The sequence below is a fragment of the Paenibacillus sp. FW104-T2 genome (assembly GCF_058789975.1).
On sequence record NZ_JBYTCE010000003.1, the window covers coordinates 263,319 to 278,854 of the forward strand.

The 15,536-nt window shown below is 40.9% G+C and carries 15 protein-coding genes; 7 read left to right on the plus strand and 8 right to left on the minus strand.

Annotation, left to right across the window (positions count from 1 at the left end; all coding sequences use genetic code 11):
• Positions 1-185 precede the first annotated feature (185 nt).
• From AC3WQ3_RS05935 to AC3WQ3_RS05955, 5 genes are all read right to left on the minus strand, one after another.
• A complete protein-coding gene (locus tag AC3WQ3_RS05935) occupies positions 186-1,379 on the minus strand; it encodes an MFS transporter (RefSeq protein WP_492471689.1) in 1,194 nt (397 codons plus the stop codon).
• Between the two features lie 382 nt (positions 1,380-1,761).
• Positions 1,762-2,643 (minus strand): SDR family oxidoreductase, encoded by an 882-nt coding sequence (locus AC3WQ3_RS05940; RefSeq protein ID WP_492471690.1) that lies wholly within the window; start codon positions 2,641-2,643, stop codon positions 1,762-1,764.
• A gap of 244 nt (positions 2,644-2,887) precedes the next feature.
• Positions 2,888-3,229 (minus strand): antibiotic biosynthesis monooxygenase, encoded by a 342-nt coding sequence (locus AC3WQ3_RS05945; RefSeq protein WP_154892494.1) that lies wholly within the window; start codon positions 3,227-3,229, stop codon positions 2,888-2,890.
• Positions 3,230-3,391: 162 nt separating this feature from the next.
• Positions 3,392-3,739, minus strand: coding sequence for a winged helix-turn-helix transcriptional regulator (locus AC3WQ3_RS05950; protein WP_183522822.1), 348 nt, complete (start codon positions 3,737-3,739; stop codon positions 3,392-3,394).
• Between the two features lie 256 nt (positions 3,740-3,995).
• Positions 3,996-4,958 carry an NAD(P)-dependent alcohol dehydrogenase gene (locus tag AC3WQ3_RS05955; RefSeq protein WP_336780996.1) on the minus strand — a complete coding sequence of 321 codons (963 nt, stop codon included), beginning with the start codon at positions 4,956-4,958 and terminating at the stop codon, positions 3,996-3,998.
• A 110-nt stretch (positions 4,959-5,068) separates the two neighbouring features.
• On the opposite strand from AC3WQ3_RS05955, the gene AC3WQ3_RS05960 reads away from it, so the two are divergent.
• The 3 genes from AC3WQ3_RS05960 (at position 5,069) to AC3WQ3_RS05970 (ending at position 8,492) form a co-directional block, all read left to right on the plus strand.
• Positions 5,069-5,641 carry a Crp/Fnr family transcriptional regulator gene (locus AC3WQ3_RS05960; protein ID WP_336780995.1) on the plus strand — a complete coding sequence of 191 codons (573 nt, stop codon included), beginning with the start codon at positions 5,069-5,071 and terminating at the stop codon, positions 5,639-5,641.
• Positions 5,642-5,971: 330 nt separating this feature from the next.
• Positions 5,972-7,477, plus strand: a complete 1,506-nt coding sequence (locus AC3WQ3_RS05965) for an alpha/beta hydrolase family protein (protein ID WP_492471691.1) — start codon at positions 5,972-5,974, stop codon at positions 7,475-7,477.
• Positions 7,478-7,559: 82 nt separating this feature from the next.
• A complete protein-coding gene (locus AC3WQ3_RS05970; RefSeq protein WP_492471692.1) occupies positions 7,560-8,492 on the plus strand; it encodes a prenyltransferase/squalene oxidase repeat-containing protein in 933 nt (310 codons plus the stop codon).
• 24 nt (positions 8,493-8,516) lie between these two features.
• On the opposite strand, the gene AC3WQ3_RS05975 is transcribed toward AC3WQ3_RS05970, so the two are convergent.
• Together AC3WQ3_RS05975 and AC3WQ3_RS05980 are read right to left on the minus strand one after the other, a co-directional pair.
• Positions 8,517-9,062: a GNAT family N-acetyltransferase gene (locus AC3WQ3_RS05975; protein WP_492471693.1), complete on the minus strand. Its 546-nt coding sequence runs from the start codon at positions 9,060-9,062 to the stop codon at positions 8,517-8,519.
• A gap of 220 nt (positions 9,063-9,282) precedes the next feature.
• Positions 9,283-10,182, minus strand: coding sequence for a helix-turn-helix domain-containing protein (locus AC3WQ3_RS05980; protein WP_154892488.1), 900 nt, complete (start codon positions 10,180-10,182; stop codon positions 9,283-9,285).
• A gap of 273 nt (positions 10,183-10,455) precedes the next feature.
• Here AC3WQ3_RS05980 and AC3WQ3_RS05985 point away from each other — a divergent pair, with 273 nt between their 5' ends.
• From AC3WQ3_RS05985 to AC3WQ3_RS05995, 3 genes are all read left to right on the plus strand, one after another.
• Positions 10,456-12,132 carry a glycoside hydrolase family 43 protein gene (locus tag AC3WQ3_RS05985; protein WP_492471694.1) on the plus strand — a complete coding sequence of 559 codons (1,677 nt, stop codon included), beginning with the start codon at positions 10,456-10,458 and terminating at the stop codon, positions 12,130-12,132.
• Between the two features lie 22 nt (positions 12,133-12,154).
• Positions 12,155-13,393, plus strand: coding sequence for an MFS transporter (locus AC3WQ3_RS05990; RefSeq protein ID WP_492471695.1), 1,239 nt, complete (start codon positions 12,155-12,157; stop codon positions 13,391-13,393).
• A gap of 310 nt (positions 13,394-13,703) precedes the next feature.
• Positions 13,704-14,630, plus strand: coding sequence for an alpha/beta fold hydrolase (locus tag AC3WQ3_RS05995; protein WP_492471696.1), 927 nt, complete (start codon positions 13,704-13,706; stop codon positions 14,628-14,630).
• 58 nt (positions 14,631-14,688) lie between these two features.
• Here AC3WQ3_RS05995 and AC3WQ3_RS06000 read toward each other — a convergent pair whose 3' ends face one another.
• Positions 14,689-14,895, minus strand: a complete 207-nt coding sequence (locus AC3WQ3_RS06000; RefSeq protein WP_492471697.1) for a DUF1272 domain-containing protein — start codon at positions 14,893-14,895, stop codon at positions 14,689-14,691.
• A gap of 167 nt (positions 14,896-15,062) precedes the next feature.
• Here AC3WQ3_RS06000 and AC3WQ3_RS06005 point away from each other — a divergent pair, with 167 nt between their 5' ends.
• On the plus strand, positions 15,063-15,485 hold the full coding sequence (locus AC3WQ3_RS06005; protein WP_154892485.1) for a winged helix-turn-helix transcriptional regulator: 423 nt from the start codon (positions 15,063-15,065) through the stop codon (positions 15,483-15,485).
• Positions 15,486-15,536 lie beyond the last annotated feature (51 nt).

Genomic DNA, 15,536 nt, shown 5'->3' on the forward strand with positions numbered 1-15,536 from the left:
AAATGTAACAAAGTTATCTAGCAGACAATTCATACGACAAAAAAGAAAGACTGAATGTTCAAGCCAACATTCGGTCTTTCTTTTTTTGTCAGTGCACTTCATCAGCGTCCATAATTCAAAGTAAGCTCTTTACGTGCTGAAATCAGATCATCACGATGTTTATTTTTTATTGCTGATGCCAATTTTCATTCACTTGTAGATTTTCCTTTCCTGGAGCGGAATACATTCATGGTAAGCGGCAGAGAAGCCAGAAGCATGACTGCCCCAAAAATATAAGGAAGGTTAATGTTTGAATCAAATAAAGAACCTGCAATAAGCGGGCCAAATATGGTTCCAAGACTGGAATATGTGGTATTCAGACCTGATGCATACCCTTGTCGATCTCCTGCGTTTTTGGATATTAGCGTACTGACGGAAGGTCGCAAAAAAGAATTAAATGCAAAGAATAATGCAGAAGCGAATAAAAGAAAAGCAAGGTTAACTTTAATCAGCATTAACATTAAAGCGATAGGCGCGATAATCAAAGATAGTCTAATTAACTTGATCTCACCCATCCGTTTCACAAACCAATCAAGCAACCAAACTTGAATAACAATACCGATTATGGCCCCTAGCGTAATAATGATAGAGATTGTAGCAGCATCAAACCCGTATTTTTTCTCTACGAAAAGGGCAAATACCGTCTCATAACTCATGAGGCCGAAGGTCATAACGAGAAGCAGAAGTAAGTACTTGAAATAGGGAACTTTAAAGGAACTCAAAACTTTTTTTCCAAAGTGATTTCCATCCGGATTGCGTAAAGAGCGCGTTCTTTTCTCAGGCGCAAGTGTCTCGGGCAATAGGAGTGTTAGCAGCGTAGCGACCAATCCAAGACCAGCCGCACAGAAATAAGGCATACGAATGCCCATTTCGGCAATGAGACCACCAAGACCGGGTCCAAGTACCATTCCCAAATTCATGGCTGCTCCAAAATACCCCATACCCTTAGCTCGCGTTTCGTGAGTTGTAATATCGGCCACATAGGCCAAGTTCGATGGAATCATTAAACCTAAGCTGATTCCACCAATAAAGCGAGCGACATAAAGCAGAGGCAATGAAGTCGAAAGCGCAAATATGACATCCGCAACGACAGAAAGAAACATGCCGGCCATGATTAACTTTTTGCGTCCAAATCGATCAGATAATTGCCCTCCCAGAGGTGAAAATAAGAATTGAGCTGCCCCAAATGCAGCGACCAGAAAACCAGCGACAGTTCCGCCTGCATGGAATAGCTTCAAATAATCAGGCAATATTGGAATAAGCATTCCTTGACCCAATAAAGCTATAAATAGATTTAACATTAAAATGAAGAGTGGGAAGCGAACCGACTTTGATAACATAAAATGAGCTCCTTTGTTTACATTGTGTCAACCTTTACACGATGTAAACATCTTAATACGCAGGTGGAGGATTTGTAAATCGCATTTTATAAAAATATCTCAACGATTCAACGACTTGTTGAGCGTCTAACCATATTACCAAGTGATCAGCTGATCAGAGTACAGCTGAATTGGAGAAGTATGTTGTAATAACGCTGAATAGAAAATAGCCAATCATTTATATGGTTGGCTAGTTCTTCGTATATCACATCAAGAACCTCGTGAGGATCACCGAGGTGATAATGAATGATGCTTTGCTCTTTGTGGCCCATAGTATTTCTTTCGTGCAAATCTCTCTAATCTTTTCATAGAATTAAGTTTGTAACATTCCAGCTTTCAATCTTCAATTTTTAGAAAACGGAGATTTGATTTTAAAGAATTCCTTATATGTCATTGGTTTTCGGCCAATCAGACGTTCAAGATCCCCAGACGTCTCCGAGAATTCTCCAGTGTTGACTCCACGCACCCAACCTAATAAGAAATCAGTCATAAGAACAGGCATGCCATTCGCTACCATAGTGTCTATATATTCCTTTTCGCTAATTACCTCATAAGGGATAGTTACCTGACTAATCTCCGAGAGGGCTTCAGCGATGTCTGCAAAAGAGCTTCCCTCACTGCCACTTAAAGTATATGACTTATTTTCGTGTCCGTTTTGAGTGAGAACGGCTACGTTGGCTGCCGCCAAATCCTCCAGAGATGCAGCGGCTACTTTACCGGAACCCGCTGGTACTCGTACGCCGACTTTAAGCGCATCTCCGAAATACGAATGCATGACTTCAAGATACGGTGGATTGTGCAGTATGGTATAGGCTAATCCAGATGCTTTAAGTGTTTGTTCGGCAAATAAGTCTGACATCGATACTTCGGGCAAAATAAGATTTGAATTTTCTCTTCGCATGATCGACGTGAAAATCACGTGTTTGACACCAGCCTGTTTTGCAGCTGCGATGACGTTGAAATGTTGCGTATTGCGGTCGGTAAATGCTTGCGCGGAAATAAGCATAACTTTTTCAACACCATTAAAAGCTCGCAGAAGTGAGTCATAATCAAAATAGTCTCCCTGGTGAGCTTCTATACCTTCTTGAACAAACTTTTTGATTTTCTCGGATTCCGGATCACGTACCAATACAGCGATCTGATTGGACGGAACCTTTTTAAGAAGAAGCTCTAGAGTCCTGCTGCCGAGATTACCTGTTGCTCCAGTAATCAGTATTTTACCCATATTAATAACCCCTTTGTACTTTTATTTATGCTTTAATCTATAACAAGAAACCAATCACAACTTTCCGAATCGTTCACCAGTTTTATGACCATATGCTTGACTGAAAGTCCTTGTTTCACATTTTTGTTCTCCAATGAAGGTGAACTGGGTATGATATTATTTTAATGTAACTATTTTTGTTACATTAAAATCAAAAAAAATTATTAACTTACTGTACAAGGGATGATCCTAATCTTTAAAAAACTTATCGTCTTACATTCGTCAATGCACTTCCCCATTCACCGATTGGTTCAAGCCAGCTAACGATTCTATCATCAATAAGGTTGGTAAGTGCACCTTCATACTCAGCACGATAAGGTTTAGTAAGTTCGTGTTGAACCCAACTTTCTCTTGTTCCCTGCCAGATCTCATAGATGACAAGATCATCAGAATGATCCAGATCATCGGAGACGATCGCATTGACAAAGGCAGGTTCACTCTTGAAGTTACTAATCATTGCAAATAGACTTTCACGGAAAGCTTCTTTCTTACCAGGCTTAATTTTAAAACGTATATTGAGTATGATTTGCTTGTTATTTGTTGACATCACTACACACTCCTTTAATTAACCCTTTGATTTTCTTCATGGCCACAAGTCTCATTATGTACGATGTATCACTTTTAAAATAGTACGTACTTTTTGGTGATATAGTAACCAAATAGTGATAATTGTGATGAAGTAAAGAATAAATTGATTTTTAAAATTACTTTATTCCACATTTAATCTGCGATATTCATCCTTGTTCAATGCCTTCTCTGCATAATCCTGACCCCAATCACAAAGCGCGCGCAAAGTGGGTTCAAGTGACATACCCATTTCGGATATTGCATATTCCACTTTTGGTGGTACCTGATTGAACATTGTTCTTATAATCAAATGATTACTCTCCAACTCCCGCAACGACTGTACTAACATTTTCTGAGAGATTGATGGGATGAGCCTTTTCAATTCACCAGTCCGTTTAGGACCTTTTATTAAGTAATATAGAATAAGAGGTCTCCACTTTCCGCCAATGACATCTAAGGTTATTTCCAGATCACAATAAAAAGTTTTCAATTGAGAAACACCATCCTCATTTAATTTTTAATTATTATATTACATATGTTGATTCAATCCACCTATCTTGCCGTATATTCTGTCTGTCTAACGGAAAACGATAACTCAATCATGCAAAGAAAGCAGCTGATCCATGTGATCCGCTGCTTTTCTTAATTTGAGGGGAGGATACCTTACCCACAATCATAAGTCTAACTTATTCCCAAATTGATTCCCGAATTCTTGCTTAATGATTGGTAGTTATGGCGCGATTTCTTTAGATCTGAATAATCACGTTTCCCTTTTTGCGTTCGGTCTCTACGTACTTGTGAGCATCAGGCAGACACTCCAAAGGAAATCGACGATCGATTACAGCCTTCAGAGTGCCATTGTTAGTGAGCTCCATAAGAAATTTCAAATTCGCTTTGTTTTGCATGAGACCTGCAGTGGCGAAGATAGCCCGTTTGCCTTTGAACAAAGATGTCCACATCATCTGAATCAGGGTAGACAACCGAGGTTCGGTAGTCAGATACATTCCCGCGGCTGTAAGCACACGCTTGCATTCCATGAAAGAGCGTTTGCCTACAGCATCAAAAACAATATCATAAGCCTTATCCGACTTCGTAAAATCCTCCCGGGTATAATCTATAACGAAGTCTGCCCCTGCATTCCTTACCAGACTTTCGTTCAATTTGGAACAAACACCGGTTACCTCAGCACCAAAAAATTTGGCTAATTGCACGGCATAAATACCGACGGCGCCTGAGGCGCCATTAATCAGCACTTTCTGTCGTTTTCGCAATTTTGCCTGATCTCTTAAAAATGTTAACGCAGTAGTACCCCCGTCACAAATGCCGACGGCTTCTTCAAAGGTAATATTGGCGGGAATAAGTGCAAGAGGGCTATCTTCTGAGATACACATATATTCAGCGTAAGTACCGAAATCCTTGACACTCATTCCCAAAATGCGGTCTCCTGGCTTAAAATGCTGTACTTCCTTGCCGACCGCTTCGATCACTCCAGCAAATTCAGTTCCTCCTATTTCAAATTTTGGCTTGGACAACCCGTATAACAGTTTAATCATAAACGGATCACCTTTGCGGAACGCGCAGTTCGATGGTCCTACTGTGGTAGCTTGAATACGTACGAGCAGTTCCTTGCTTTTAGGCGATGGTTTCGCGATTTCTTGCAATACAATCACGTCCGGTGGACCGTACGAAATTTGAACCATAGCTCTCATGGTAACCCTCCTAACGGTAATTTACGGTAATAGACATTTACATGATGCTCTTGACGTAAGAAAATGGATAGGGAAAGTAAAGACAGAGAAAGAGGTGAAGACCAGAGACAATGAAAGACATCCTGTACAAATACCTGTCAAAATGGACTTCTCTTGATCAGAAAGATCAGCAAGCCATAGTGAACGAAATCCATGTGGAAGAGTACCCCAAAGGTACCGTGCTCTTTAATCAAGGAGATAACCCGACAGCGTGCTATTTCATCTTAAAAGGCTGTGTAAGAAAGTATTCAATTGATGAGGGGGGCAGAGAGGTCACCTCAAATTTCTTTACCGAAGAGCAAGCCATCGCGATGTTTAATCATCATAAAACAGACAAGTCTTCCGATTACACGTTCGTATGCGTAGAAGATTCGGTTATGGTGGTAGGCGATCTGGATAAGGAAATGGACATGTACAAGAAACACCCCCAATTAGAATTCATGACACGCAGAATGGTGGAGGAGAATTTGGGCCAGGTCCAGGATGAATTCGCTTCTTTCATTGCTTCTTCGCCGGAAGAACGGGTCAAGACACTTCTAAATAAACGCCCCTTTCTAATCGACCGGGTACCACAGCATCAACTGGCTAGTTATCTCGGCATTACTCCTGAGTCGCTAAGTCGAATCAAGAAGAGAATCTTATAAAATTTTTACGGGTTTGAACATCATTATTGTATCCAAGGGGCTTTTTCCTTGCATTGACTTAAGTCAATAGAAGCCATAAATGCAGGAATGAGCTCCCTCTATTCGTGATTTTCCACTCATTAATTCATTAAGAAGAGACAAACAGAAAACAACATCCAAAAACATAGTATTTCTGATAAGTGCCACTCCTCTGAACACCTCACAGAGCTGGGAAATATGTTGAAGATTCTTACAAGTGTGTAAGGCTATTGTCATTTAAATCAATGGTAGTCACATAGCTGCTCCTTTAGACTAATCCACATATAGGATTATTTTTAAGGGGGAGTTGGCGTGAGGCCTTTAGAAATGCTGCTTATCTTTTTAAGTGTTTGCTTGTTGGTGCTCCTGTTCCTCAATAATCAACGTATTCGAAAATCAACCTTGCTCGGGACAAGCGGGGCAAGCTTTACTTTTGTAGTGGTACACTTGCTTGTCGAAGGATACAGGATTCAACTTTTATTTCTATACGGATTCATAATCCTAATGTTTATCATTTTGCTTATTGGCATTTTCATCAAGCCGAAAGTCATTCGGAATGTCTCTCGAATCCGAAAGGTACTCGGCAAATTTTTTGTCGGGATAGGGCTAATTACAACAGGGTGCCTCCTCTACGTATTTCCCGTCTTCAACCTTCCGGTGCCAACCGGTGAGTGGAAAGTTGGCACGCAAGCTTTCCATTTTATTGATTCAAGCCGCGAGGAGACGTTTGGGAAAACCGCGAAAGGTAAAAGGGAATTGATGGTTCAGGTATGGTATCCGGCTCAGGCTGGCACTGGCCATTACGCTCCCTTTATTCCTGATACGGAGATTTTACCTTATATGGCTGGGAATTATGGCCTTCCCGGGTTTACGTTTCAGCACCTTCAGTATGTATCCAATCATTCTTTTTTGGAGGCCAAAGTCTCTTCGAAACAGAACGCATACCCATTGATCCTTGCAAGTCCCGGTTTTGGCTCTTCCAGGTTCCTTCACACGACGCAAGCCGAACATCTCGCCAGTCACGGATATATCGTGGCAGTGATCGATCACACCTACAACACATTTGCAACCGAGTTTCCGGACGGTCGAATCACAACCGACACAACCAACGACTTATTTTCGCCGGATCAGGATTATACGGAGAGTAGAAGCATTCGCGACAAGTTGGGGGGAGTGTTAACTAACGATGTAATCTTTACGCTGGACCAGTTCGAGCTTATCCAATCGGGACAGATCCCAAGTAATCTAAAGGGAAGGTTGGATCTCGATCATATTGGGGTGTTCGGTCATTCCATCGGCGGAGCGACCGCTTATGACGCTTCATACGATCCGCGAATCGCGGTCGGAATAGACCTTGATGGAGGGCTTTATCGTTTGAGTGACAGAGAGGGTCTGCAAAAGCCGTTTTTGTTTATCAACTCGGAAAGCTATTTCGAAAAATTAAAAATGGTGATGGAAAACCGGGTATACACGGATGAAGAACTTAAACGCATGGGCTCAACAAGAGAGTGGGAGGATCAAGTAACGGAAGACAAAAAGTTAGAGCTAGAACGGATGCGACTAGCGGCCGACGAAGGGGGGCAAATCCTTTATATCGAAAATACGGAACACTTGAATTTTACCGATGTACAGTTCATTTCACCGATTTTCAACCTGCTGGGTATTACAGGAAAGATTGCACCCCAAAGAGCTAACTTCGCTATCAGTGCCTACATGCTGGATTTCTTCAATTTATATCTAAAACATCAAAATGGAACCTTAATGAAAGGACCGAACAGCTTCTTTCCAGAGGTGAATTTCGTAAACTCTCTGTTATAACTACGGTAGATGGCAGAGTGAAAATGCAAGAGAACCTGTCTTAATTAAGCGTGAAATCAGTTGTTAAAAGGAGCGAGGTTAGATGGAAAATAATCAATCAATCTGTTTAGCTATCGATGAATCGATCAGATTCTTGGATTCTTCCCCGAACCTAAAGTTCAGCAGCGAATACAGCCGACATAAATGGAATGGGGCCTGGTGGCATATGGCAGCAATTCACGAAATGGGAGAAGTGGACAAAATCCCCGAATCTGCTATTGTCCAGGCGAAAGGTTGGCTGGAAACGCAAGTCTGGCAGAAGTTCATTGTATCCCCCAATGATCATCCAACAAGCGAAAGTGACAAAATGAAGATGGATTGCTGTCATTGTGAACTTGCGGTGTACTATATGATTCTCCAAGCTTATGGCTGTGATTTGGATCATGAACTTCCCTGGATTCGCGAATGGCTATTGAAATATCAGTTACCTGATGGTGGATTGAACTGTGATCCTGATGCTTATGTTCATTCCCATAAAAGTTCTATTGTTTCTACCCTTCCGCCTCTGGAGGCTATCTTATGGCATACAAACCGCGATTTTACGGAACAGGAAGCCGTGTTTCTCGATGAAGGTGCACGCTATTTAATAGAGCATCGTCTTGTATGTTCTAAACATGATGGGAACATCATTAATACAGACTGGCTGAAACCCTGCTTCCCGAGATTTTTTGAATATGATATATTGCGGGGAATGTCTTACTTGGTAGAATGGTCAAGGCGCAGGAACAAAGCCCTTCCGGATGAGTTGATTGTTGAGGGATTGGAACGATTGAAACCCTATATAAGAGCAGGCAATATGCGAATTGGCAGACAAGTTTTTGATCCACAGGGGCCATGGAATGGAGACACCTTTCCCTTGCTAGAAGAATTGTCCAGAATAGGCGATGTTTCACCTTATCTGACCAGCCAGTTGGATCGAGTTATTAAACAAATGTCGAACACAGCTGATAGGCAGGACGTTTCTGATATGAAGTGATATTTATACAGATTTACACAACTGTTACTTGAATAACTTATACCAGTATAAAGTGGTTTCAATATTAGGGTTATATGACTGCTTCAGTGTGTCAGCTCCACCTAGTATGAATCCTTGTTTCACATAAAATCGGCATGCACCAAGATTATCATCTTGTGCTTCCAAGGACATTCCGATCAGTTTTCTTTGTTTGGCCCACGCTTCTGCTTTATGTAAGAGCAGCTTTCCGACGCCACTGCCTCTATAATCCTTTTTAGTAGCAATATTTTCAATATAACAGAGGCAATTCCAATCCTTAATGATTCTAATTTGTCCTATACAAGTATTATTCATATAAGCTAAAAACAAAGCTTGTTCCTCTCGGTTTATATATTGGCTCCAATCCAGGTTGTCATCTGGAAAACGAGTTTCTCTCGCTTCATCATAAAGTTCTTCAGTATAAGACCATCTTCCTGATTGTAGACTGGGGACAACTCTACCATATATGTTAAACGAATCATTTGTCTTATTGATATCCTCTATTAGTTCATAATTTAATGGGGAAATAATGATTGTACTCTCACGATCCATTATTACACACTCCTTTTAGGACGTTTTGATTTATATAATACCACAAAAAGTAAATTACTCATTGTTATCATTATAAGCAACAATTTTTACGAAAAGAGCCATTCAAAAAGAGAAGCCAACCTGTCATTATGACGAGTTGGCTTCTTTTAACAGGTGGAATTGTTTGAACACATTCCAGTGTTGGTTTTGGACGAGAATGTAGGAAGTCCAAGCTAAACGGTTAAATGCTAGTCTTTTTCCGAAATTCCGAAGGATTTATTCCAGTCCATCTCTTAAATTGCCGGCTAAAGTGGGAAAGGTTTTTGTATCCTAACCGATTTGCTATTTCATTCAGCGACAACTGGGGCTGCTGTAGTAATATCTTTGCTTCTTGAAGTTTTAGATCGGACAAGTATTTTCGCGGCGACATTTGATATATTTTTTGGAAGACTTCCAAACCGTAGTTGGGGCTGATGCCGAGGGAGGCAATGATCGGTTGGATATGAATCGTAAAATCTACACTACCGTTTGTTTCAATGCACCTTTTTTTGAAGGTCCACTTTATTGCTTCGGCAATTTCCTTCGCATATTTTGCTGTCGTGATGGATTGATTTGTTCTTACGTCTGTGGTTGTTGGTTGGATATCCATCAGAATTTCTAATAGTTCAAAGAGGACCACTTGTGCCCTTAACTTTGCCGTAGCGAACAATATTTCTCTATCATTTAGAATGTCTATCCATTTTTGCAGACAAGTCCTTAACCTATTGTGATATGGACTGGAAGGGGTATAGACCCAATCACAGTTTTTCATGATCTTCATACGCAGAGCAGGTTCATCAATATCAAAATGAGCGCAAAAATAGGTCATGGATTCGGGAGAGATACAATGGTTGGTATGTTCAAAACCAGGAGGAATAAGGAGAATCTCATCCTGTTGAATGATATATTGTTCATTTTCAAGAACGGTCTCTTGCGCACCATCCAATACAATTAAAATCTCAAAAGCATGATGGAACTCTTTGGTCATGGACCATGGAGAAGGAACCGTTTGCTTGTGGGCACCAAAAAAGCGAATGTTCCAATCAATGCGTGGAAGAAGTTCTGTTGTGCTGCCTATAAATGCTTGCATGTTATGATCCATCCATGTGACCACCTTTGATTTGGGTAAATTAAACGTTAATGATGCAATCGAAATTCGACATGAATCGTTATTATAATATAAGTAAGCAACAGGGAAACGCTTTCGTAACTGACCTTGATATATCTTCTATTATCGATATTCAGCAAGAGTTTACGTTTATTATAGTCAAAAAAGAAAACGGTATCAATTTGTTGCTGGCGATCTCAGTAAAAAGGGTAAGACTCGCCATAAAATAGAAAGCGCTTAAAATAGTGCTGAACCAAACAGATGACTATGAAAGGGATTAGAGAAATGACAATGATTAATAATCCTGTAATACCTGGAATGGCTCCAGACCCGTCGATTATCCGGGTTGATGATGAATACTATATTGCAACGTCCACTTTTCACTGGAATCCAGGGATACAAATTTTCAAATCAACAGATCTGGCAAACTGGGAGCTCATTGACTTTGTATTGAAAGAGGGCGAAGTCAATTTACGGGGGACGTATACACCTGCTGGGATCTGGGCACCCCATTTATCTTATGATGCATCCACGAAGAAGTATTGGCTCGCGTATTCCCACATGACGAATATGGCAGGTCGTGAATTTAATGCCGATTCATACGCAATATGGGCAGATCATATCAATGGGCCATGGTCGGAACCGCTTTATCTTACATCCATTGGTTTTGATCCAGCTATATTTCATGACGAGGATGGAAGACACTACATTTCCATACTTGAATGGGAAACGCGTCAAGGCTATCAAGCACCCGGGCATATTGTAATAGCTGAGTTTGATTTAGATGAAGGAAAGATTATCGGGACTTGGCAACGGGTAACCCAGGGGTTTACCAGCCGGGGTTGTGCAGAAGCACCTCAGATTTATAAACATAACGGGTATTACTACCTTATCATTGCAGCAGGTGGAACAGGCTATGCACACGGTGTAGAGATGGGACGATCAACAAATATTTTTGGACCATATGAACCGCATCCTTCCAAAGAGCCAATCATCACCTCTTCACCAAGGCATTTGTTTTCACTTGGTGATCCGGATGCAGGACATTTTGAAATGTACAATCCAACTTCAAAAATGCAAAAAGCAGGTCATGGCTCATTAGTACAAACCCATACGGGTGAATGGTATATTGCTCATCTCATGTCTCGACCTCTTGAAGGTACCCTGCTAAATCCGTTGGGACGGGAAACGTCAATTCAAAAAATGAAGTGGTCACAGGACGGTTGGCTTGAAATGGAAGATGGGTCCAACTTGGCCAAAATGGAAGTGAAGAGCATGGAGGGAGTTCAATTATCTTCTCCAGCATCTCATGACGTTCATGATCATTTTGATGATGCAACCTATGGTGTGCAGTTTATGACGCCATATCGAAATCAAGAAGCTGGTTGGGTAAACACGATGGAACGTCCCGGATACTTGCGTATATACGGAGAGAACTCTTTCTTTTCGCAAGTGAATCCGGCATTGATGGCAACTCGGGTGACATCATTTCATTATGAATTTCAAACAAGGGTTCAATTTACCCCTGATCACTACTCGGAAACGGCTGGTATGGGACTCTACTATGATTCAAATAACTGGCTCTACGCTCACTTAACCTATTCCGAATTATCTCATGGAACGGTATTAAATGTATTGCAAGCAAAGTTAGGGAATCGTAATGAATTGCTTCAAGAAACGATCCCGGTTCCTGAGAATGTGATTGATCTGAAATTGAACTATAATTCAGGCATTGCAGATATTTTTTACCGCTTGGAACCGGATGGACAATGGCAAGTATTAGCAAATACGATTGATGCTGCGTATTTATCTGATGAAGGTGTTAACGGTCAGCCAGGTGAGATAGGTGGGTTTACCGGGCTGTTTAACTTCATAGGTTCGGTTGATGCACATCAGCATGACTCATATGCAGATTTTGACTTCTATTCAGTTAAGAATGATTAAGCCTTCAGAGGGGAAATTACACATGACAACGATACCGCTTAAACGTTTAGTACCAGGTTTAATCATTGGGCCTGCTTCTTGGCTGGGGCCATATATTGCTACAGCAAGCTTGTTTTTGCCAGCAATGATACAGCAGTTGGATGCGGAAAACAAAATCAACATCTTAGCACTGTTTTCGGCATTAGGGATGATCGTGGCAGCTATTTCGAATATGGTAGCCGGATACTTCTCTGACCGCACCAAATCACGTTTCGGAAAGCGGACGCCTTGGCTCGTCTCTGGGGCATTTGTATTTATGTTAGCCATGATCCTCGCTTCCACGGCCAATTCCATTCCTTTTTTATTGCTAAGTTGGATGCTTGGTCAAATTGCATTAAACTTCATTGTCGCACCAATGGTTGCCTGGTTGGATCTGGCGCCGGATAGCGGCAAAGGGACAGCTTCGTCAGCTTATGGTGGACTGGGTATGGCGCTTGGTAACAATGGTTTTACGATTTTAGCAGCCGTTTTCTTGAGTCAATATCGTTTAGGGTTTATTATCTTCGGCATCATTACATTCATCGGTACACTGATTGCAGCGTTTATTGTACGTGAACCATCGAACCTGGAAGAAAAGATGGATAAATCCTCATTGCCAAAGAAGAACAAGCTTTCAGTCAAAGAGGTACTGGCTGTTTTTCCAAAATGGTCTGTTGGCCGTGACTATTACTTAGCGCTAATCGGTAAGATATCTCAAGGGATTGGGAATTTTGCGATAACAGGCTACTTATTATTCATCATGACAGATTTCTTGCACAAAGATACTTCAGCTACACAGCAGTCAGTGCAATTAATCAATATCATTATGTTGATCTTTGGCATAGTCATGGGTTTTATTGCCGGGCCTATTTCCGATAAGTTTAATATTTTGAAACTACCGGTCGGTTTGTCGACCATTGCACTGGGAATCGGGGCACTGAGCCTTTTCTTCCTGCAAAATGATGTGGGTATCATTATCTATGGGTTTATGGCTGGCCTGGGAATGGGGATATGGAATTCCCTGGATAATCTATTGAATTTAAGAGTTATTCCTGATAAGGAACAAGTTGGATTGTTTTTGGGAATCTATAACCTGGGGAATACCGTGACACAAGCGATTGCGCCAGTGATTGCAGCTTTTATGATTGCTCAGATCGGGTTCTCGTCCATTTTTATCATGTCATTTGTTCTTGCAATTATCGGAGGAATTTCAATCCTCTCCATTAAATCGGTAACTAGATAGATTATAACTCGTCTTTAAACGAAGTAATCTAACGGAATAAAGGAGACCATGCCAGCAGGTATGGTCTTCTTTATTTTTTTCTATCAAGAAAGATGAAAAAAACCAAAATTTAAACTTAACTTAAACTGGGTCCGTACTTCACCTTTAACCTGGAGGGTTATGATCGTTCCCAAGGTAAAACATTAATAACAAATGGAGGAATGAAAAAGGCATTTTGACGACGGAAAAAATATGGAGGGGAGCCAAGTATGAATTGAATATCAAAAAGAAAAGTAAGATTCTAACCATCTTCAAGAGGATGCTTGTGTTCATGTTGTCCGTTGTACTCATCTGGATTTGCTTTCATCACATCATGAAGCTGGCAGAAAGAGATAAATATCCGGCATTAGGAAAGTATACCCAAGTGGAGAATGGACGGATGCATGTCTACACAAAAGGGGACGGACCAAACACTATTGTATTATTAAGCGGCTTGGGAACTGCCTCGCCTGTACTGGATTTTGAGCCTTTAATGAATGAAATGTCCACACATAACAAAGTTGTCGTGGTAGAGCCGTTCGGATATGGCTGGAGTGATATGACCGATGAGAAAAGAACGGTGGAACACATTGTTGGGGAACTGAGAAGTGCACTGCAGCAATTGAATATCCCAGGGCCATATGTATTAATGCCGCATTCTGTTTCCGGAATTTATAGCATGTACTATGCTCATAAATATCCTGAAGAGGTTAAGGCGGTTGTAGGCATAGACGCAACGTGGCCAGCAGCTTTCGATTACTTCAATGAAACTCCTCCATCCATGCCAGGTTATATGAGATATATGGCACCCTCTGGATTGGCTAGACTCGCCATCTCCCTGGATGCTCGTAATTATCTTCCCCTTGCGAGTGAGGGTACTTATTCGGACAAGAATCTAGCAATGACCAAAGCCATTACAGCATGGAATGCTTACAACGAAAATGTCGTTCAAGAGACCAATGAATTGGGTGATAATGTGAAAAAAACAGCTCATATGTCCTTTCCATCAGATATGCCTGTGTTGTTTTTTAGCAGAGAAGATGACAGGGTGAGGGAGGATGGTAAATCTTTATTTACTTTTTTACAAACCCAACTTACGGATCATCCTGCGAGTACAATCATCCCTTTGCAAGGTCATCATTACCTTCATTGGACCCAATCCAAGGAGATGAATGAAGCTGTCTTGAAATTCATGAAGGATATTGAGGATAGGGAATAAGGAAGCTCAACGAGAAATTTTAAAAAAAGGCAGCCGATCCATGATCGACTGCTTTTGTTCATTTAACAGGTGAAAGGGGACAACTCATTGAAGATTTACTTCTTGGCCTTTGTACAAGTTCTCCTTTACAATTAGGGCACACATACTTCATTTTCACAGTACACTCATGGCAAAAAGTACATTCATGCGTACAAATATACGCTAAAGAATCCGTATGGAGCCTGCTTTCGCAGGTTTGACATGTATTTCTCATTTCTAAAGACAAGGTAAAGACCTCCTGTATTTTTATTTTTTGAAACGTTCTATTAATCTAATTTTAATAAAACCGTTGCTCCCCTTACATAATGATCTGATTGTAATTTTATAGAATGACTTTCTTTTTAGTTGAAAAAATAGGGTTTCACTTAAAATTCTTAATGAGGAGTTATAAGCATGGATGAGATTGATCGAGACATACTATTACACTTGCAGGAAAATGCCCGGTGTTCCTTTACGGAACTAGGGAAAAAAGTAGGGTTATCTACCCCTGCAGTGAACGAGAGAGTTAAGAAGCTTGAAGAGAAAGGGATTATCGCTGGCTATAAAGCAATCATCAATCCGGACAAAATAGACAAACCTATTACAGCATTTATCCTCTATAACAATACAAAGTGTGAACAGTTCACAGCGTTTTGCAAAGATCATACAAGTGTGATGGAGTGTCATCGGCTGGCTGGATCGTACAATTATTTAATCAAGGTTTTGACGGATTCTGTTCAATCTCTAGAGAGTTTTATAGATGCTTCCATGGCATTTGGACAGCCATCGACCTTGATTAGACTTTCTTCACCTGTGGAGAGTAAAGCAATCAACTAAATTCAATGGAGTAAACCGTTCATGTTATTCCCTCGCCTTTGCATAGGAATG

What these genes read in the sequence shown, in the direction of transcription:
- AC3WQ3_RS05970 (WP_492471692.1), top strand. Translation starts at nt 7,560, where the DNA reads ATGGAAAATAATCAATCAATCTGTTTAGCTATCGATGAATCGATCAGA.
- AC3WQ3_RS05960 (WP_336780995.1), top strand. Translation starts at nt 5,069, where the DNA reads ATGAAAGACATCCTGTACAAATACCTGTCAAAATGGACTTCTCTTGAT.
- AC3WQ3_RS05935 (WP_492471689.1), bottom strand. Translation starts at nt 1,379, where the DNA reads ATGTTATCAAAGTCGGTTCGCTTCCCACTCTTCATTTTAATGTTAAAT.
- AC3WQ3_RS05955 (WP_336780996.1), bottom strand. Translation starts at nt 4,958, where the DNA reads ATGAGAGCTATGGTTCAAATTTCGTACGGTCCACCGGACGTGATTGTA.
- AC3WQ3_RS06005 (WP_154892485.1), top strand. Translation starts at nt 15,063, where the DNA reads ATGGATGAGATTGATCGAGACATACTATTACACTTGCAGGAAAATGCC.
- AC3WQ3_RS05975 (WP_492471693.1), bottom strand. Translation starts at nt 9,062, where the DNA reads ATGGATCGTGAGAGTACAATCATTATTTCCCCATTAAATTATGAACTA.
- AC3WQ3_RS05945 (WP_154892494.1), bottom strand. Translation starts at nt 3,229, where the DNA reads ATGTCAACAAATAACAAGCAAATCATACTCAATATACGTTTTAAAATT.
- AC3WQ3_RS05985 (WP_492471694.1), top strand. Translation starts at nt 10,456, where the DNA reads ATGAAAGGGATTAGAGAAATGACAATGATTAATAATCCTGTAATACCT.
- AC3WQ3_RS05940 (WP_492471690.1), bottom strand. Translation starts at nt 2,643, where the DNA reads ATGGGTAAAATACTGATTACTGGAGCAACAGGTAATCTCGGCAGCAGG.
- AC3WQ3_RS05980 (WP_154892488.1), bottom strand. Translation starts at nt 10,182, where the DNA reads ATGGATCATAACATGCAAGCATTTATAGGCAGCACAACAGAACTTCTT.
- AC3WQ3_RS05995 (WP_492471696.1), top strand. Translation starts at nt 13,704, where the DNA reads ATGTTGTCCGTTGTACTCATCTGGATTTGCTTTCATCACATCATGAAG.
- AC3WQ3_RS05990 (WP_492471695.1), top strand. Translation starts at nt 12,155, where the DNA reads ATGACAACGATACCGCTTAAACGTTTAGTACCAGGTTTAATCATTGGG.